General features: G+C 73.4%; 17 protein-coding genes. 7 read left to right on the top strand and 10 right to left on the bottom strand.

What is annotated here, in order from left to right:
- Positions 1 to 46 precede the first annotated feature (46 nt).
- Entirely contained in the window at positions 47 to 1,324 is a 1,278-nt protein-coding gene (locus tag ACFVGY_RS32680; protein WP_385684486.1) for a glycosyltransferase, read from the top strand.
- A gap of 15 nt (positions 1,325 to 1,339) precedes the next feature.
- Here ACFVGY_RS32680 and ACFVGY_RS32675 read toward each other — a convergent pair whose 3' ends face one another.
- The 4 genes from ACFVGY_RS32675 to ACFVGY_RS32660 all read right to left on the bottom strand — a co-directional run bounded on the left by ACFVGY_RS32675 (position 1,340) and on the right by ACFVGY_RS32660 (position 5,808).
- Positions 1,340 to 2,311 (bottom strand): pseudouridine synthase, encoded by a 972-nt coding sequence (locus ACFVGY_RS32675; protein WP_385684483.1) that lies wholly within the window; start codon positions 2,309 to 2,311, stop codon positions 1,340 to 1,342.
- Positions 2,312 to 2,347: 36 nt separating this feature from the next.
- On the bottom strand, positions 2,348 to 3,889 hold the full coding sequence (locus ACFVGY_RS32670; protein WP_385684480.1) for a serine hydrolase: 1,542 nt from the start codon (positions 3,887 to 3,889) through the stop codon (positions 2,348 to 2,350).
- A gap of 127 nt (positions 3,890 to 4,016) precedes the next feature.
- The gene (locus ACFVGY_RS32665; RefSeq protein WP_385684478.1) at positions 4,017 to 4,850 is read right to left on the bottom strand and encodes a siderophore-interacting protein; all 834 of its coding nucleotides are present in this window, start codon (positions 4,848 to 4,850) and stop codon (positions 4,017 to 4,019) included.
- A gap of 49 nt (positions 4,851 to 4,899) precedes the next feature.
- The gene (locus ACFVGY_RS32660) at positions 4,900 to 5,808 is read right to left on the bottom strand and encodes a 5'-3' exonuclease H3TH domain-containing protein (protein WP_385684549.1); all 909 of its coding nucleotides are present in this window, start codon (positions 5,806 to 5,808) and stop codon (positions 4,900 to 4,902) included.
- Between the two features lie 251 nt (positions 5,809 to 6,059).
- Here ACFVGY_RS32660 and ACFVGY_RS32655 point away from each other — a divergent pair, with 251 nt between their 5' ends.
- Complete coding sequence (locus tag ACFVGY_RS32655; RefSeq protein ID WP_385684475.1) at positions 6,060 to 6,671, top strand: helix-turn-helix domain-containing protein; 612 nt, start codon at positions 6,060 to 6,062, stop codon at positions 6,669 to 6,671.
- 6 nt (positions 6,672 to 6,677) lie between these two features.
- Positions 6,678 to 7,400 carry a helical backbone metal receptor gene (locus tag ACFVGY_RS32650; RefSeq protein ID WP_385684472.1) on the top strand — a complete coding sequence of 241 codons (723 nt, stop codon included), beginning with the start codon at positions 6,678 to 6,680 and terminating at the stop codon, positions 7,398 to 7,400.
- A 134-nt stretch (positions 7,401 to 7,534) separates the two neighbouring features.
- Here the strand turns inward: ACFVGY_RS32650 and ACFVGY_RS32645 are convergent, their stop codons facing one another.
- Positions 7,535 to 8,707 carry a TDT family transporter gene (locus ACFVGY_RS32645; protein WP_385684469.1) on the bottom strand — a complete coding sequence of 391 codons (1,173 nt, stop codon included), beginning with the start codon at positions 8,705 to 8,707 and terminating at the stop codon, positions 7,535 to 7,537.
- Positions 8,708 to 8,777: 70 nt separating this feature from the next.
- Between ACFVGY_RS32645 and ACFVGY_RS32640 the strand changes: the two genes are divergently transcribed.
- Complete coding sequence (locus ACFVGY_RS32640) at positions 8,778 to 9,701, top strand: LysR family transcriptional regulator (RefSeq protein WP_385684466.1); 924 nt, start codon at positions 8,778 to 8,780, stop codon at positions 9,699 to 9,701.
- Positions 9,702 to 9,778: 77 nt separating this feature from the next.
- On the opposite strand, the gene ACFVGY_RS32635 is transcribed toward ACFVGY_RS32640, so the two are convergent.
- The 5 genes from ACFVGY_RS32635 to ACFVGY_RS32615 form a co-directional block, all read right to left on the bottom strand.
- Positions 9,779 to 10,093, bottom strand: a complete 315-nt coding sequence (locus ACFVGY_RS32635) for a DUF1876 domain-containing protein (protein WP_385684463.1) — start codon at positions 10,091 to 10,093, stop codon at positions 9,779 to 9,781.
- An 11-nt stretch (positions 10,094 to 10,104) separates the two neighbouring features.
- Positions 10,105 to 10,305 (bottom strand): DUF5988 family protein, encoded by a 201-nt coding sequence (locus ACFVGY_RS32630; RefSeq protein ID WP_385422438.1) that lies wholly within the window; start codon positions 10,303 to 10,305, stop codon positions 10,105 to 10,107.
- 66 nt (positions 10,306 to 10,371) lie between these two features.
- Positions 10,372 to 11,079, bottom strand: a complete 708-nt coding sequence (locus ACFVGY_RS32625) for a gamma-glutamyl-gamma-aminobutyrate hydrolase family protein (protein WP_385684459.1) — start codon at positions 11,077 to 11,079, stop codon at positions 10,372 to 10,374.
- A gap of 70 nt (positions 11,080 to 11,149) precedes the next feature.
- Positions 11,150 to 12,619, bottom strand: a complete 1,470-nt coding sequence (gene eat, locus ACFVGY_RS32620; protein ID WP_385684456.1) for an ethanolamine permease — start codon at positions 12,617 to 12,619, stop codon at positions 11,150 to 11,152.
- 127 nt (positions 12,620 to 12,746) lie between these two features.
- Positions 12,747 to 13,493, bottom strand: a complete 747-nt coding sequence (locus ACFVGY_RS32615) for a FadR/GntR family transcriptional regulator (protein ID WP_385684453.1) — start codon at positions 13,491 to 13,493, stop codon at positions 12,747 to 12,749.
- Positions 13,494 to 13,570: 77 nt separating this feature from the next.
- Here ACFVGY_RS32615 and ACFVGY_RS32610 point away from each other — a divergent pair, with 77 nt between their 5' ends.
- The 3 genes from ACFVGY_RS32610 (at position 13,571) to ACFVGY_RS32600 (ending at position 17,172) form a co-directional block, all read left to right on the top strand.
- Positions 13,571 to 14,935 (top strand): glutamine synthetase family protein, encoded by a 1,365-nt coding sequence (locus ACFVGY_RS32610; protein WP_385684450.1) that lies wholly within the window; start codon positions 13,571 to 13,573, stop codon positions 14,933 to 14,935.
- A gap of 74 nt (positions 14,936 to 15,009) precedes the next feature.
- Complete coding sequence (locus ACFVGY_RS32605; protein ID WP_385684447.1) at positions 15,010 to 16,374, top strand: aldehyde dehydrogenase family protein; 1,365 nt, start codon at positions 15,010 to 15,012, stop codon at positions 16,372 to 16,374.
- A 3-nt stretch (positions 16,375 to 16,377) separates the two neighbouring features.
- Positions 16,378 to 17,172: a 3-oxoacyl-ACP reductase gene (locus tag ACFVGY_RS32600; protein ID WP_385684444.1), complete on the top strand. Its 795-nt coding sequence runs from the start codon at positions 16,378 to 16,380 to the stop codon at positions 17,170 to 17,172.
- Positions 17,173 to 17,314 lie beyond the last annotated feature (142 nt).

The following is a 17,314-nucleotide window of genomic DNA, read 5'->3' as shown; positions in this document are numbered from 1 at the left end:
GGCCCGGGCGGCCACGGCTACCACCCCCCACGACAGGTACGACACGATGAGCAACGCTGCCCCGACGCCCCGGTTCTCCGTCTTCACCCCCAGCCACCGACCGCGCTACCTGGACGAGTGCCTCGTCACCCTCCAGGCGCAGACCCGGACCGACTGGGAGTGGATCGTGCTCCTCAACAACGGCGCACGCTGGCGGCCGGAGCACCCCGACGACCGCGTCCGGGTGGAGGTTTCCGACGACAGTCGCGGAGTCGGAGCGGCCAAACGCCGCGCCTGCGAGTTCGCCCGTGGGGAGATCCTCGTCGAACTCGACCACGACGACCTGCTCGCCAGGGACTGCCTGGCGGAGCTCGCCGCGGTCTTCGACGCGCACGCCGACGTCGTCCTCGCGTACAGCAACACGGCGCAGATCACCGAGGACGGCGGCCGCGACGAGACCCGCTTCAACGAGACCCACGGCTGGCGGTACGAGGACGTCGTCGTGGATGGCCGCCGGCTGCTGCAGGCGGTGTCCATGGCACCGACCCCGCACAACGTCTCGTACATCTGGTACGCCCCCAACCACGTGCGGGCGTTCCGCCGGGACGCGTACGAACAGGTCGGCGGCTACGATGCCACCCGCACCGTGCTGGACGACCAGGACCTGATGTTCCGCCTGTTCCAGGCGGGGGAGTTCCACCACATCCCCCGCTGCCTGTACCTCCAGCGCATGCACGCCGACAACACCCAGCGCGACTCCGAGGTCAGCGCCCACATCCAGCGCGAGACCGTCGCCCTGTACGACAAGTACATCGAGGCCAACACGCTCGCCTGGACCCGGCGGCGCGGGCTGCTCGCCCTGGACCTGGGGGCGGCGCACCGCAAGCCGCCCGGCTACCTGGGCGTCGACCGGCACCGGCGGGACGGCGTCGACATCGTCGCGACGCTGCCCGAACCGCTGGACCTGGCCGAGGGCTCGGTGGGCGTGCTGCGGGCGGTCGACTTCCTGGAGCACGTGCCCGAGAAGATCCCGCTGATCAACGAGCTGTACCGGCTGCTCGCGCCCGGCGGCATGCTGCTGTCCCTCACGCCGAGCTCCGACGGCCGGGGCGCGTACCAGGACCCGACGCACGTCGCGTACTACAACGAGAACTCGTTCTGGTACTACACCGACGACCAGTACCGGGCCTTCGTGCCGGAGATCGAGGCCCGCTTCCAGCGGTCCCGGCTCGTCACCTACTACCCGACCGACTGGCACTCGCGGAACCTGATCTCCTACGTGCAGGCCAATCTGATCGCCGTGAAGGACGGGGCCGACCGCTGCGGGGGACCGCTACTGGTCTGACGCGCCCCCGGCCGCCTACGCGGAGGTCGGCGGCCCGGCCTCCCAGGCGGTGCGGTCCCGCCAGGCGAGCAGCTCCAGGCCGGACTCGAAGCGGTGCGCGATGCCGGTCACCGGGTCGGTGAACGCCAAGCCGCGGGCCAGGAGTTGCAGGGGCCGCCGGAAGTCGTCCGGGGCCGGGTCGGTGACCTCCGGGTACACCGGGTCGCCGAGGATCGGCAGGCCGAGCCCGTTCATGTGCACCCGCAGTTGGTGGGTGCGGCCGGTGTGCGGGACCAGCCGGTAGCGGCCCAGGCCGCCCGCGGTGTCGAGGAGTTCCAGCGAGGTCTCGGCGTTCGGCTCGCCGCCCGGGACCTCGCTCGCGCCGATGATCCCGCGGACCTTCTCGATCCGGCTGCGGACGGTGCGGGGCAGCTCGACCGCAGGGTCGTGGACGGCGAGGGCCTCGTACTCCTTGTCCACCCGCCGCTCCTGGAAGAGGCCCTGGTAGGCGCCGCGGTCCTCGGGTCGGATGCTGAACATGACCAGGCCCGCGGTGAGCCGGTCCAGGCGGTGGGCCGGGCTCAGCTCGGGCAGGTCCAGCTCGGTGCGCAGCCGGGCCAGGGCGGTCTGCACGATGTGGCTGCCGCGCGGGGTCGTCGCCAGGAAGTGCGGCTTGTCCACCACCAGCAGGTGGGCGTCCCGGTACACCACGCCGATCGGGAACGGGACGACCGGCTCGGGGTCCATGTCCCGGTGGAACCACAGGTACGCGCCCGGCTCGTACGGGTCGTCGGCGCGCAGCACCCGGCCGCCGGGGCCGAGGATCCGGCCGCCGTGCAGCAGCCGCGCCACCGACTCGGCGCCGCGGGTGCCGGCGTAGCGCTCGGTGAGGTAGCTGCCGAGGTCGGGCCACCTGCCGTCGCGGACGGTGGGCAGGCGCAGCCGGACCGGGTCGATGCCGTCGATCTGGGGGAGCGGGGCGGGGGGTATGCGGGTTCTGCTTCTCATCGGCTCCAGGCTAGGGCAGTCCCCGGGGTCGGAGGGCTACGGCTGCTGCCGGGTGAAGGTGCCCAGCCGGTTCTCGTCCAGGTACTCGATGCGCATGGTGCCGTCCTCGAAGAACACGCCGGTGCGGCCGACGGCGTTCTCCCCGGCGGTCTCGTAGCTGAACGTGTCGCCGTCGTAGGGGTGGAGGGGGAAGCGCTCGGGCTTGGGGCCGAGGGACAGGGTGAGGCCGCCGTCGGGGTTCGCCGTGACCGTCGCCCTGCCGTAGTACGGGTTGTCGTAGGTGCCGGTGTACGCGCTGTCGGCGCGGGGCGGTGCGGCTCCGGCGGGCGGGTGGGCGTAATCGGTCGTGGAGCGGTCCCCCTGGTCCAGCTGCGCGTAGAGCGAGGCGAACAGGGGCAGCCAGTCGGTGGTGGGCCTGCCGTGCTCGGCGGTGTCGAAGAAGTCCTCGGCGATGGCGTCGGCGAGGCCGACCGGGGCGCCGTTGGTGAGGACGACGATGCCCAGCCGCTCCAGGGGCAGCAGGGTCACGTTGGTGTTGGCGCCGAGGTCGAAGGCGCCGGAGTGGCTGAGCCGGAGCCGTCCCGCGTCGTCGTACGTCACGTTCCAGCCGAGTCCGTAGAACTGGGGCCGGCCGGTCGGGGTGGTGGCCTGCGCCACGATCTCGGGCAGGTGGGTGCGCTCCAGGGTCGCGGCGGGGACGATGCGCTTCCCGTCGAGGGTGCCCTCGCCGAGCTGTAGCCGCATCCAGCGGGCCAGGTCCCGCGCGGTGGAACTGACCCCGCCGGCCGGCGCCTGGGCGTCCGGATCGCGTACGTAGCGCGGGGACCAGGTGCCGTCGGGGTTCTTCACATGGGTGGCGGCGTGGTCGGGCGCGGTGGCGAAGGCGGAGAACTCGGTGCTGGTGCGGGTCATGCCGGCGGGCTTGAACAGGGTGTCCGCGCTGAGCTTCTGCCAGCTGGTGCCGTGGGCCCGGGCGACGGCCTCGGCCGCCGCGGTCAGCCCGAAGTTGGTGTAGGCGTAGCTCGCCCGGAACGGCGACAGCGGCAGCAGGCGCAGGTGGTCCAGGACGTACGCCTGGTCGTAGCCCAGGTCCTCCAGGTGGTCCCCGGCGTGGTCGGGCAGGCCGCTGCGGTGCGAGAAGAGGTCGGCCGTGGTGACGTGCCCGGTGACCCACGGGTCCTTGAGGGCGAAGCCGGGCAGCTCGGTGTGCCGGTCCCATTCGGACGGGTCCTTCATGGTGCCGGCGACGACGGTGGAGGAGACCGGCTTGGACAGGGAGGCGATCTGGAAGACCGTGTCCGGACCGACCGCACCGCTCTCGCCGGTGCGCCGCACCCCGAAGCCCTTCAGGTACACGACCTTGTCGTCGTGGACGACGGCCACGGACAGCCCGGGCACTCCCGTGCTGCGCATTCCCGACGCGATGAACCCGGGCAGGCGGTTCACCGCGGTCGCGACGTCCTGGTCCGTCAGCTGCGGTTTCGGGGGCGGCGGGGGGCTCGGGGCGGCCGCGACCGGCGCGGCGGCGGCCAGCGCCAGGGCGGTTCCCGCCGCCGTGAGCCCGAGGCGGGTACGCATAGCCCTCATTGTGGCGCCGGCGGGGTGGCACCGCCCGTTCGGCCAATCGGTCGGTCCGGTCGGTCCGGTCGGTCCGGCCAGGACGGGTGGCTCGGGTGGCTCGGGTGCTCGGGTGGAGCCGCCCGGGTCAGGCCGCGGCTTCCTGCTCCGCGAGGATCCGCGCGTTCCATTCGCCCTTGATCGCCCGCCAGCCCTCGTCCGTCTCGCCGAGGCGCCAGTAGCCCGAGATCGACAGGCGCTCCTTCGGGATGCCCCGCTCCAGGCGCAGGTGGCGCCGGAGCTCCTTGACGAAGGCCGCCTCGCCGTGGACGAACGCGTGCACGTCGCGGGAGGGGAAGTCGAGGCCTTTGACGGTCTCGACCAGGGCCTCGCCCACCGGGCGGCCCCCGCGGTGCAGCCAGACCGGGACGATGCCGTCGGGCGTCGCGATCTTCTGCTCGTCCGCGGGGCCGTCGATCTCCACCAGCGCGTGGACCCGGGCGCCGGCCGGCATCCGCTCCATCGCCGCGGCGATCGCCGGCAGCGCGCTCTCGTCGCCGACGAGCAGGTGCCAGTCGGCCTCCGGGGCCGGGGCGTACGCGCCGCCCGGGCCGAGGAAGCGGACCAGCTCGCCCGGCTGGGCGCGCAGGGCCCACGGGCCGGCCAGCCCCTCGTCCCCGTGGACGACGAAGTCGACGGTCAGTTCCAGGTGGGCCGGGTCCCAGCTGCGGACCGTGTACGCGCGCTGACGCGGCCACGCGGCGGGCGGGTACTGGGCGCGGATGCGTTCCAGGTCCCACGGGGAGGGGTACTGGACGCCCTCCGGCGCGAACAGCAGCTTGATGTAGTGGTCCGTGAACTCGCCCGCACTGAACCGGGCCAGTCCGGCGCCACCGAGAACCACCCGCACCATGTGCGGCGTCAGCCGCTCGGTCCGCACGACGACTGCGGTGCCGACCTTGCGGGCGCGTCCTTCTGCCACGGCGTCTCCCCTGACTCCCCTGAAACTTAGGATTACCTAAGTTAGCACCTCAGGGAAGCAGTGCGCCGCGCAGGCGCGCCACCGCACCGCCCAGACCCCAGCGGTGGGCCAGTGCATCGACGAGTTCCGGCTGCGCCGGAGCCGTCGGCAGCGCCGGGTCGAAGGCGGGCAGCGGCACGTCGCTGGCCACCCGGACCACCTTGGGGGCGACGGCCAGGTACGGCCGGGACTCGTCCAGCCGCTTGCGCTGAACGGGTGTCAGCTTCGACTTCGGGTCGTCGACCGCGGCGATGATTCCGGCCAGATTTCCGTACGCGTCCAGCAGCTTCGCCGCCGTCTTCTCGCCGATCCCCGCAACCCCGGGGAGGCCGTCGCTCGGGTCTCCGCGCAGCAGGGCCAGGTCCGCGTAGCCGGGGCCGTCGACGCCGTACTTCGCGCGCAGCCAGGCCTCGTCGGTGACCTGGAGCGTCCCGACCCCCTTCAAGGGGTACAGCACGCGCCGCTGCCGGGCGTCGTCGACCAGCTGGTACAGGTCCCGGTCGCCGGTGACGATGTCCACGGGGCCGGCGGCCCGCGCCGTCAGCGTGCCGATCACGTCGTCCGCCTCGTACCCGGCCACCCCCACCCGGGCGATCCCGAACGCGTCCAGCGCCGCCTCGATGATCGGCACCTGCGGCGCCAGGGTGTCCGGGGTCTCCTCCAGGTCCGGCAGCCCCGCCGGGGTCTCCTCCGCGACCCGGTGCGCCTTGTACGAGGGGATCAGCTCCACCCGCCAGTGCGGCCGCCAGTCGGCGTCCATGCACGCGACGAGGTCGTCCGGGCGGTGGTCCTGCACCAGGCGGGCGATGAAGTCGAGCAGTCCGCGCACGGCGTTGACCGGGGTGCCGTCCGGGGCCTTCACGGAGTCCGGTACGCCGAAGTACGCGCGGAAATAGAGGGAGGCGGTGTCCAGCAGCATCAGCCGTCGAGTCGTCGTCACGACGACGATGATGCCGCACCCGGCCCCACCCGATGGGTTACGGCCAGGAGGACGCAAAGTGGCCGTAGAAGTGATCGGACATGGCACAGGAGTTTCACCCGCGGCGTAGCCCGGTCCGCCGCCGGGCGCGAAACCGGGGGCGGTTGCTGCGTAAGGTGCTTACAGCACACCCCCGTGCGACGGACGCCTACTACGCCGACAGAACCTGACAAGGGGAGGGCAGCCCCGCCATGGACGACAGGGACGGCTCGGACGACAAGGATCGGGACAAGGACGCCAAGGAACCGCTCCGGGTGGGCGTGGCCGTGCGCAAGCGGCGCCGGGCGCTCCACCTGACCCTCGCCGCCGTGTCGGCGCGCAGCGGCCTCTCGGTTCCCTTCCTCAGCCAGATAGAGAACGAGCGGGCCCGGCCCAGCATGCGCTCCCTGGAGCGGGTCGCCGACGCGCTCGAGACCACCGCCGTCGAGCTGCTGGCCGCGTCCGACACCGCGCGCACCGTCGACCTCGTACGGGCCGGGGACGATTCCGGGCTGGGCCCGGTCCCGGGCGTGCGCCCCCTCGTCCGCGGGCACCACCAGCTGCACGCACTGGAGTTCACCGGTGATCAGGACGCCGGCCGCGAGTACCAGCACCGCAACGACGAGCTGATGTACGTCGTCTCGGGCGCCTGCCAGGTGGAGGCCGAGGGGCGGGCGTACCGGCTGGAGAGCGGTGACGCCCTGTTCCTGTCCGGCGGGGTGCGCCACCGTTGGCGGGCCGTCACCGAGGAGACCCGGATCCTGGTCGTCGCGGTCGGCGAACACATCCACGCGACGTTCGAGCCGCCCGAGCCGGGGCGCTGAGCGGCCGTGCGGGTCGTCTCCCTGGTGCCCTCGCTGACCGAGGCGGTGGCCGTCACCGCCCCGGGCCTGCTCGTCGGCGTCACCGACTGGTGCACCCACCCCGCCGGCCTCGGCCGGCAGGGCGCCGTGCGCGTCGGGGGCACCAAGAACCCCGACGTGGCGGCCATCGCGGGGCTCCGCCCCGACCTGGTCGTCGCCAACGAGGAGGAGAACCGGTCCCCCGACCTGGCGGAGCTGCGCGCGGCCGGCCTGGAGGTGCTCGTCACCGAGGTCCGCGGGCTGCCGCAGGCCTTCGCCGAGCTGGACCGGCTGCTCGTGCACGCCCTGGGGCTGTCCCGGCCGCGGTGGCTGGACGAGGCCGAGGCCGCTTGGGCCCGGGTGGAGCCGGGGGAGGGGCGGCGGGCCGTCGTCCCGGTGTGGCGCCGGCCCTGGATGGTGCTGGGACGGGACACCTTCGCCGGTGACCTGCTGGCGCGGCTCGGCGTGCACAACGTGTACGCCGGGCACGCCGAGCGCTACCCGAAGGTGCCGGTGGCCGAGCTGGCCGCGGCCGACTGCGACCTGGTGGTGCTGCCGGACGAGCCGTACGCCTTCACGCGCGAGGACGGCCCGGAGGCGTTCCCCGGCCGTCCGGCCGCCCTGGTCAGCGGTCGCCACCTGACCTGGTACGGGCCCTCCCTCGCCGAGGCCCCGCAGGTGCTGGCGGCGGCGCTGGCCGCGGCCCGCTGAGCGCTCCGCGGGAAGCGCCGGGAGGGGCCGGCCGTCGGCTGCGGGCCCGCTGTTGGCCGGTCGCGCCGTTCCCCGCGCCCCTTCGGAGGGCTGCCGAACCGCTGCGGAACCGCTGCGGACCCCGCCACGGCCGCTCAGCCGGCCGCCGGCCGGCGGGGCAGGAGCCGCCCGGTGGCCAGGCCGCGCAGGGTATGCCCGGCGGCGAGCAGCCAGGCGACGAGCAGGGCCGCGTACAGGGCGGCGGCCAGCCAGGCGAACGCCGTCAGCCCGGTGTGCCGGGCCAGGCCGGCGGCGCCGGTGACACAGGTGCCGACCGGGAAGGTCAGCGCCCACCAGGTCATCGCGAAGCCCATCCCGGCCCGCGCCGCCCGGACCAGCAGGGCGGCGGCCAGCGCCAGCCACAGCAGCGCGAAACCCATCACCGGGACCCCGTAGACGACGGCGAACGCCCCCAGCGCGCCGGCATACGGGGCGCCGACCGCGAGCGGGGCCACGTCGGCCAGCTGGTTGACGGCGGTGGTGGACTGCCCGAGCGGGCCCAGGACCAGGAACAGGGTCGGGGTCAGCAGCAGCGGCAGGACGCCGCCGGTGAGCAGTCGGCCGAAGACCAGCGGGAGCAACAGCAGCGTCGCCAGCAGGCTGAGCCCGAACATCGCGTAGCAGCCGAGCAGCAGGGCCTCGCGGGCCTGGCCGGCCGGCAGGTGGGGGACCAGCAGGGGGCCCGTGGCCGCGGAGACCATGGGGGAGACCAGCGGCAGCAGCCAGACGGGGCCGGCCTGGGCGGCGTCGATCTCGTGCCGGACCACCATCAGGTAGGGCACCACCACGGCCATGAGCAGGCCCACCGCGGTGCCGGCGGTGAACAGCGCCGCGTTCGCGACGACCGCGGCCGGCTCGCCGATCAGGTCCTTGCCGACGACGAGGGTGCCGGCGCCGACGGCCAGCAGGGCCATGGAGAGGCAGCCGTAGAAGGGGGCCACGGCGGGGTCGAGGAGATGGGCGCGGGCCCGGTCCCGGTGGTACAGCCAGTGGCCGGCCCGGGCGGTGAGGAGCACGGCGAGGGCGACGGCGGCCAGCACCCAGACGATCTGGCAGGCCGTGCGCTGGCCGGGCACCTGGTACGGCAGCGTGGCGCCGGCGTTGGCGACGATGGCCGTGCCCATGACGGACGCGTACCAGTTGGGGCCGAGGTCGCGCAGGGCGGGGAAGCGGGCGGGGGTGCGGGGCGGGAGCGGCGTGCCGGCCTTGTGGGCCGTCCGGGCGCTCCGGGAGGGGTCTTCGTGGGGTAGCACGAGGGTGGTGGCCATGGGCCCAGCGTGCTGCCGGGGCGTCCCGGGCGGCAGGGGCCGTCTCCCTATGAGGCCATAAACTGACTTTATGGGTAATGAGGAGTGGATTCCGCTGGTGCACCGGGTGCCGGATCTGGGCGCGCTGGAACTGCTGCTCGAAGTCGCCCGGGTCGGCAGCCTGAGCGGGGCGGCCAAGCGGATGGGCATCACCCAGCCCGCGGCCAGCAGCCGCATCCGGGCCATGGAGACCCGCCTCGGCGTCGCGCTGGTCGACCGCTCGCCGCGGGGTTCCACGCTCACCGCGCAGGGGGCGCTCGTCACGGACTGGGCGCGGCGGGTGATCGAGGCCGCCGAGGCCTTCGACGCGGGTGCGCAGGCGCTGCGCGGGCAGCGGGACTCCCGGCTGCGGGTCGCCGCCAGCATGACGATCGCCGAGTACCTGCTGCCGGGCTGGTTGATCGCCCTGCGCGGCCAGCGGCCCGGCACGGCGGTGTCGCTGCACGCCGGGAACTCGGCGGTGGTGGCGCAGCGGGTGCTCGCGCACGAGGCGGACCTGGGCTTCGTGGAGGGGCTGACCGTTGCGGACGGGCTGGACTCGGCGGTGATCGCGCAGGACCGGCTGGTCGTGGCCGTGGCCCCCGGGCACCCGTGGGCGCGCCGGGCGGGCGCGGTCACCGCGGCCGAGCTGGCTTCGACCCCGCTGATCCTGCGGGAGCGGGGCTCGGGGACCCGGCAGGTGCTGGACGGGGCGCTCGCCGGGTGCGGGGGGCTGGCGGCGCCGCTGCTGGAGCTCGCGTCGACGACGGCGGTCAAGGCGGCGGCGGTGAGCGGGGCGGGGCCGTGCGTGCTGTCGGAGCTGGCGGTGGGGGACGAGCTGGCCGCGCGGCGGCTGGTGGAGGTGCCCGTGTCCGGGGCGGCGCTGGGGCGGGCCCTGCGGGCCGTGTGGCCGGCGGGGGCCAGGCCGGCCGGTCCCGCCAGGGACCTGCTGTCGCTGACCCGCGTCAGGACGTAGGCCCCGCCGGTCCCCCGGGCGCGGGTCCGTGGTGGTTTTCGCGCAGTTCCCCGCGCCCCTGGGGCGGGGCCGTTCGGTCAGCGGCCGCGGCGGGTGGGGTCTTCGGCGTCCTGGGGCCAGCCGTAGGAGGTGCGGGGCGGCTCGGGGAGGGCGCCCATCGCAGCCAGGTCCCGGTCGGCGGCACGCATCAGCTGGCCTGCGAGGTCCCGCATGGCCCGGCTCGCGGCGAGCTCGTCGCCGATGGCCGGCACCTCCACGTCCTCGGGGTTGCAGCGGGCCGAGCCGCGGCCGACGAGCTGGGTGGTCCCGGTGTCGAGGACGGCCCGGGCGCGGGTGGTGCCGCCCTCCTCCGTCAGCGAGACACCGACCTTCCATTCCGCGGTGTGTGTCATGGCGTGCCTCGTCATTCGGCGATCTCGGTGCGTTCCCACCATTCGAATACGGGCAGCCGGCCCTGCGGGCCGTCCTGCTGCCGCGCCGTGGCCCGGAAGTGCTCGTACCCTCCGCGGTGCTGGATCTTCACGTCCTCGCCGGGGGCCGGAGCCTCGACGACCCGCTCGGGCAGGTCGGCCGGTCCGCCCTCCAGGACAGCCTTGTTCGTCATGTCTCCAGTCTTCCGACCCGCCGGACGCCCCGCACGTCGGCGCCGTCCGGCGGGCCGGGACTCCGGTCAGCGGACGGTGGCCGGGGTGTACGCGGCCGCCGCGGCGACCAGGGCCTCCAGGACGCGGGTGTCCTTGTCCCGCTCCGGGTGCCACTGCACGCCCACGACCCAGCGGTCGGGGTCGGGCAGCTCGATCGCCTCGACCGTGCCGTCCACCGCGTGGGCGGAGGCGATCAGGCCGCGGCCCAGCCGGTCCACCGCCTGGTGGTGGTACGTCGGCACCTCCGCCTCCTCCGGGACCAGCTGGGCGTACCGGGTGCCGGCGACCGGGCGCACCGGGTGCCAGGACATGACGCCCGAGGCCTCCACGTGGCCGTCGATGTGCTGGACCAGCGTGCCGCCCAGCGCCACGTTCAGCGCCTGCATGCCCCGGCAGATGCCGAGCAGCGGCCGGCCCGCCGCCAACGCGGCCTCGACGAGGGCGAGTTCCCACTCGTCCCGCTGCGTGGCCGGCGGGCCCGTGCGCGGGTCGCGCGCCGCCCCGTAGCGGACCGGGTCCAGGTCGGGGCCGCCGGCGACGACCAGGCCGTCCACCCGGCTCAGCACCTCCGCCGCGGTTCCGGGTTCGTCCGGCGGGAGCAGCACGGCCGCGCCGCCCGCCGCCTGGACGAGTTCGTAGTACCCGGAGGGCACGAGGGACGTCGGGACGTCCCACACCCGGAAGCGGGTGGATTCCTCCACGTAGGTGGTGATGCCGATGAGCGGCCTGGGCACGAGTGCCACCTCCAGGGGCAGTTCGGGGGAGGGGGACGAAGGGTCGGGGTGGGCGGGGTCGGCGGGCCGGTCAGTCCCGGGTCAGCTCCGCCTCGGCCTGGGCCAGCGCCGCGAACTCCTCCTCCGGAGCCGAGGCCACCAGGTGGTGCCGACTGTAGAACGCGAAGTAGCCGAGGGCGACGGCGTACACACCCAGGGCGATGAACGCCGCGTCCTTGTCCACCAGGAAGGTGGCGACCAGGGCGGACAGGGCGAGGAGGAAGGCCGCCGAGGAGGTCGCGATGCCGCCGGGCGTGCGGTACGGGCGCTCCAGACCCGGTTCGCGGCGGCGCAGCACGATGTGCGACAGGGCCATCAGCGCGTAGGAGATGGTCGCGCCGAACACCGCGATGTTGAGCATGCGCGGTCCGTTCCCGGTGGCCGCGGCGAGGGCGAACCCGATCGCGCCGGGGATGAGCAGGCCCAGGTACGGGGCCTTGCGGCGCGAGGTCAGGGACAGGAAGCGCGGCAGGTAGCCGGCGCGGGACAGGGCGAACAGCTGGCGCGAGCCGGCGTAGATCAGGGAGAAGAAGGAGGCCACGAGACCGGCGAGGCCCGCGTAGTTGACGAAGGTCTTCAGCCAGCCCAGGTCCGGGTTGCCCTCCAGGGCGACGACGAGCGGGTTGCCGGCGTCCTTGATGGCGTCGGCGCCGCGCGCGCCGGTCGAGGCGAGGAAGGTGACGAGGGCCAGCAGCACCAGGATGGCCATGGAGGTCGACAGCGCCCGCGGCATCGAGCGGACCGGGTCCTTGGCCTCTTCGGCCGCCAGCGGTACGCCCTCGACGCCGAGGAAGAACCACATGCCGAAGGGGAACGCCGCCCAGATGCCCAGCAGGCCCATCGGCAGCCAGGAGTTCGCGCCGAGGGCGGTGGTGTCGACGGCGATGTCGTCGAGGCGCGCCGGGTCGAACTCGGTGAACGCGCCGACGGCGAAGACGACCAGCGCGACGACGGCGACGGCGGTGACGACGAGGGAGAAGCGCAGGGCCTCGCCGACCCCCCACAGGTGGATGCCGATGAAGACGGCGAAGCAGGCCAGGTAGACGGGCCAACCGGAGGTGAGGCCGAAGAGGTTCAGGGACTCGACGTAGTCGCCGATGAAGATGGCGATCGCGGCCGGCGCCAGGATGTACTCGATGAGGATCGCGGTGCCGGTGAGGAAGCCGCCCCAGGGGCCGAGCGCCCGTCGGGCGAAGCCGTAGCCGCCGCCCGCCGTGGGCAGGATCGCGGACAGCTCCGCGAGGGAGAAGACGAGGCAGGCGTACATCGCGCCCATCAGGACGGTGGCCAGGGCGAGTCCGCCGAAGCCGCCCTGGGCGAGCCCGACGTTCCAGCCGGAGAAGTCGCCGGAGACGACGTAGGCGACGCCGAGGCCGGTCAGCAGCAGCCAGCCGGCGCTGCCGCGGCGCAAGGTGCGCCGCTGGAGGTAGTCGTCGCCGCCCTCGGGGGATCTGGTGGATTCGGGCACGGCTGTCAGCCGTGCCCCGGTGTCGTCGGCCATGTGCGTCGCTCCTGCCCGGGACAATGGTTGTGTCGCGTACCTTTGCGTCAGTCGAGCGGAGTGCGCAAGACCCCTGCGTAAAACGAGGGTTACGAAATCCTCTCGGGGTGGCGGGTGGGGCGCCCGCTCAGGCCAGGAATCCGCGCAGCAGCGCCGCCGTGCCGCAGCAGTGCTCGCGCATGACCTCCCGGGCCGCGTCGGCGTTGCGCTCCAGCACCGCGTCCACGAGCGCGGTGTGCTGCGCCTGGGAGTGCTCCAGGTTGCGCACCAGCAGCGGGATGCAGTCCAGCAGGTCGTTGACGGTGGCGCGGACGGCGGCGTACTGGGCGGTGAGCGTGGCCGATCCGGCGAGCTCGCACAGGGTGAGGTGGAAGAGGGTGTCCTGGCGGCGGTAGTCGGTCAGGGGCGCGTCATGGGTGGCGGCCAGCGCGCCGAGCAGCCGCTCGGAGTCCTCCCCGGACAGTCCCTGGGAGGCGCACAGCCCGGCGGCGCCCACCTCCAGGACCTCGCGGAACCGCAGGACGTCCTCCAGGTCGACGCCCGCCACGCGCCGGCGCAGCTCGTCCTCGGTGCCGCCGGCCGGGGTGTCGGGACGGGGCAGCACGAACGTTCCGCCGTACCGCCCGCGGCGCGCCTCCACGAGGCCCTGCTCCTGCAGCACCTTGAGCACCTCGCGCAGGGTGACCCGGCTGATGCCCATCGCCTCCGCCAGCTCCCGCTCGGGCGGCAGGCGTTCCCCGCCCGGCACCAGGCCCAGCCGGACGACCTGGAGGATCTGCTGGAGCGCCTCTTCGAAACCGTTGCCCGCCCGCACCTGCCGGAGCACGGGATTCAGTCGCGCCATCGCGTCGCCTTCGCCCGTCGTGTCGGTCATCTTCGCTCCGCCCCTTCCCAATCAATGGTTCTCTTCAATACCTTAGGCCTCCTCGGCTCACCGAAGGAGAGATCCCCGTGGTAGACCGCATGCCGCCGCTCGCGCCCGAGGAGCTCCGCGCCCTCGTTGCCGCCGGCGAGATCGACACAGTCGTCCTGGCCTTCCCCGACATGCAGGGGCGGCTCCAGGGCAAGCGGTTCGCCGCACAGTTCTTCCTCGACGAGGTCATGGAGCACGGCACCGAGGGCTGCAACTACCTCCTCGCCGTGGACACCGACATGAACACCGTCGACGGCTACGAGATGTCCTCCTGGGAACGGGGCTACGGCGACTTCGCCATGCATCCCGACCTCGCCACCCTGCGCCGGATCCCCTGGCACCCCGGCAGCGCCCTGCTCCTCGCCGACCTCGCCTGGAACGACGACGCGCCCGTCACGGCCGCCCCCCGGCAGATCCTGCGCCGCCAGCTGGAGCGCCTCGCCGAGCACGGCTACACGGCCATGGTCGGCACCGAGCTGGAGTTCATGGTCTTCAAGGACACCTACGAGCAGGCGTGGGACTCCGGCTACCGCGGGCTGACCCCCGCCAACCAGTACAACATCGACTACTCCGTCCTCGGCACCGGCCGCATCGAGCCCCTGCTGCGCCGGATCCGCAACGAGATGCAGGGCGCCGGCCTGATCGTGGAGTCCGCGAAGGGCGAGTGCAACCTCGGCCAGCACGAGATCGCCTTCCGCTACGACGAGGCCCTGACCACCTGCGACCAGCACTCCGTCTACAAGACCGGGGCCAAGGAGATCGCCGCCCAGGAGGGGGTCTCGCTCACCTTCATGGCCAAGTTCGACGAGCGCGAAGGCAACTCCTGTCACATCCACCTCTCGCTCACCGACACCGACGGGCGCAACGCGATGGCCGGCGACGGACCCGGCGGAATGTCACCCGTCATGAGGCACTTCCTGGCCGGCCAGCTCGCCGCGCTGCGCGACTTCTCCCTTCTCTACGCCCCGAACATCAATTCGTACAAGCGGTTCCGGCCGGGATCCTTCGCCCCGACGGCCGTCGCCTGGGGCATGGACAACCGGACCTGCGCCCTCCGCGTGGTCGGCCACGGGCGCTCCATGCGCTTCGAGAACCGGCTCCCCGGCGGCGACGTCAACCCCTACCTGGCCGTCGCGGGCCTGGTCGCGGCCGGCCTCCACGGCATCGAGAACGGCCTCGAACTGCCCGAGGCCTGCCCCGGCAACGCCTACACCGGCGACTACGCCCACGTCCCCGCCACCCTGCGCGAGGCCGCGGAGCTCTGGGAGAACAGCGAGATCGCCAAGGCCGCCTTCGGCCCCGACGTCGTCGCCCACTACCTGAACATGGCCCGCGTCGAACTCGACGCCTACGACTCCGCCGTCACCGACTGGGAACGCCGCCGCTCCTTCGAACGCCTCTAGCCCGCCACGCCCTGCCCCGCCCTGCCCACCCGTGCAGGGCACCGCGCCCTGATCCGAACGTCTGAGAGGCCCACGTGTCCGACGCGCTGGAAGTACTGAATCCGGCCACCGAGGAAACCGTCGCCATCGTCCCGGCCGCCACACGGGACGATGTCGACGCCGCCGTCGCCCGCGCCGCCGCGGCCCAGCGGGCCTGGGCGGCCGCCGCCCCCGCCGACCGGGCCCGGCTGCTGCGCCGCTTCGCCGCGGTCGTCGACGGGCACGTCGAGGAGCTGGCCCGCCTGGAGGTCCAGGAAGCCGGCCACACCATCGGCAACGCCCGCTGGGAGGCCGGCAACGTACGCGACCTGCTCGACTTCGCCGCCGGCGGCGTCGAGCGGCTCTCCGGCCGGCAGATCCCCGTCCCCGGCGGCATCGACGTCACCTTCCTCGAACCCCTCGGCGTCATCGGCGTCATCGCCCCGTGGAACTTCCCCATGCCGATCGCCGCCTGGGGCCTGGCCCCGGCGCTCGCCGCGGGCAACGCCGTCATCCTCAAGCCCGCCGAGACCACCCCCCTCACCGCGCTGCGCCTCGCCGAACTCGCCCTCGAAGCCGGGATCCCCGAGCACCTCTTCCAGGTGCTCCCCGGCCGCGGGGACACCGCCGGCGACGCGCTCGTCGAACACCCCGGAGTCGCGAAGATCGTCTTCACCGGCTCCACCCGGGTCGGCAAGCAGATCATGGCCAAGTGCGCCGACCGGGTGAAGCGCGTCACCCTCGAACTCGGCGGCAAGAGCCCCAACATCGTCTTCGCCGACGCGGACCTGGAAGCGGCCGCCGCGTCCGCCCCCATGTCCTTCCTCGACAACACCGGCCAGGACTGCTGCGCCCGCACCCGGATCCTCGTCCAACGGACCGTGTACGACCGCTTCCTCGACCTGCTCGCACCCGGCATCGAAGGGGTCGTCGTCGGCGACCCCGGCGACGAGAAGACCCAGATGGGCCCGCTGATCTCGCGAGCCCAGCTGGACCGCGTCCGCTCCTACGTCACCGACGACCTCACCGCCGTCCGCGGCACCGCCCCCGACGGCCCCGGCTTCTGGTACCCCCCGACCCTCGTCACGGACGTCGCCCCCACCGCGCCCGTGGCCGCCGAGGAGGTCTTCGGGCCCGTCGCCGTCGTCCTGCCCTTCGAGGACGAGGAGGACGCCGTACGCCTGGCCAACGCGACCGAGTACGGCCTCTCCGGCTCCCTCTGGACCCGCGACGTCGGCCGGGCACTGCGCGTGTCCCGCGCCGTCGCCGCGGGCAACCTGTCCGTCAACTCCCACAGCAGCGTCCGCTACTGGACGCCCTTCGGCGGCTACAAGCAGTCCGGACTCGGCCGCGAGCTCGGACCCGACGCCCTCACCGCATTCACCGAGACCAAGAACGTCTTCATCAGCACGGAGGCCTGAACCATGACCGCCCAGCCCACCGAAGAGATCGTCTGCCGCCGCCTGGTCGGCCGCACCGCCGTCGTCACCGGGGCCGGCAGCGGCATCGGCCTCGCCACCGCCCGCCGCCTGGCCTCCGAAGGCGCCAACGTCGTCTGCGCCGACATCGACGAGACCGCCGGCAAGGCCGCGGCCGAGGAGGTCGGCGGCACCTTCGTCAAGGTCGACGTCACCAGCCCGGAGGACGTCGAAGCCCTCTTCAAGACCGCCTACGACACCTACGGCTCCGTCGACATCGCCTTCAACAACGCCGGCATCTCGCCCCCGGACGACGACTCCATCCTCACCACCGGCCTGGAGGCCTGGAAGCGCGTCCAGGACGTCAACCTCACCTCCGTCTACCTGTGCTGCAAGGCCGCCCTGCCCTACATGCAGCGCCAGGGCCGCGGCTCCATCATCAACACCGCCTCCTTCGTGGCGATCATGGGCGCCGCCACCTCCCAGATCTCCTACACCGCCTCCAAGGGCGGCGTGCTCGCCATGTCACGCGAACTCGGCGTCCAGTTCGCCCGCGAGGGCATCCGCGTCAACGCACTGTGCCCGGGGCCCGTGAACACCCCGCTGCTGCAGGAACTGTTCGCCAAGGACCCCGAGCGGGCCGCCCGCCGCCTCGTGCACATCCCCGTCGGCCGGTTCGCCGAGGCGACGGAGATCGCCGCCGCCGTGGCCTTCCTCGCCAGCGACGACTCCTCCTTCATCAACGCCACCGACTTCCTCGTCGACGGCGGCATCTCCGGCGCGTACGTCACCCCCCTGTAGCCGCACCGGACCACACGTCCCCTCGCTCCACCCACCCGACAGCCGGGCGTCGCCACACGCCCCGCGGTCCCGCACCCCGCCCCCACGCCCCGCGGCCCCCCCAACCCCGGGGGCGTATAAAACAAAACGAGCCCCCCAGGCC

Origin of the sequence: Streptomyces sp. NPDC127106, from assembly GCF_042677605.1 — a bacterium.
Classification (GTDB): domain Bacteria; phylum Actinomycetota; class Actinomycetes; order Streptomycetales; family Streptomycetaceae; genus Streptomyces.
This window is presented reverse-complemented; position numbering and strand designations above follow the sequence as displayed.

Bases quoted from the DNA above. Each gene is read 5' to 3' on its own strand.
- ACFVGY_RS32680 (WP_385684486.1), top strand. From the start codon at position 47: ATGAGCAACGCTGCCCCGACGCCCCGGTTCTCCGTCTTCACCCCCAGC.
- ACFVGY_RS32675 (WP_385684483.1), bottom strand. From the start codon at position 2,311: ATGAGAAGCAGAACCCGCATACCCCCCGCCCCGCTCCCCCAGATCGAC.
- ACFVGY_RS32670 (WP_385684480.1), bottom strand. From the start codon at position 3,889: ATGCGTACCCGCCTCGGGCTCACGGCGGCGGGAACCGCCCTGGCGCTG.
- ACFVGY_RS32660 (WP_385684549.1), bottom strand. From the start codon at position 5,808: ATGCTGCTGGACACCGCCTCCCTCTATTTCCGCGCGTACTTCGGCGTA.
- ACFVGY_RS32655 (WP_385684475.1), top strand. From the start codon at position 6,060: ATGGACGACAGGGACGGCTCGGACGACAAGGATCGGGACAAGGACGCC.
- ACFVGY_RS32645 (WP_385684469.1), bottom strand. From the start codon at position 8,707: ATGGCCACCACCCTCGTGCTACCCCACGAAGACCCCTCCCGGAGCGCC.
- ACFVGY_RS32640 (WP_385684466.1), top strand. From the start codon at position 8,778: ATGGGTAATGAGGAGTGGATTCCGCTGGTGCACCGGGTGCCGGATCTG.
- ACFVGY_RS32635 (WP_385684463.1), bottom strand. From the start codon at position 10,093: ATGACACACACCGCGGAATGGAAGGTCGGTGTCTCGCTGACGGAGGAG.
- ACFVGY_RS32630 (WP_385422438.1), bottom strand. From the start codon at position 10,305: ATGACGAACAAGGCTGTCCTGGAGGGCGGACCGGCCGACCTGCCCGAG.
- eat (WP_385684456.1), bottom strand. From the start codon at position 12,619: ATGGCCGACGACACCGGGGCACGGCTGACAGCCGTGCCCGAATCCACC.
- ACFVGY_RS32615 (WP_385684453.1), bottom strand. From the start codon at position 13,493: ATGACCGACACGACGGGCGAAGGCGACGCGATGGCGCGACTGAATCCC.
- ACFVGY_RS32600 (WP_385684444.1), top strand. From the start codon at position 16,378: ATGACCGCCCAGCCCACCGAAGAGATCGTCTGCCGCCGCCTGGTCGGC.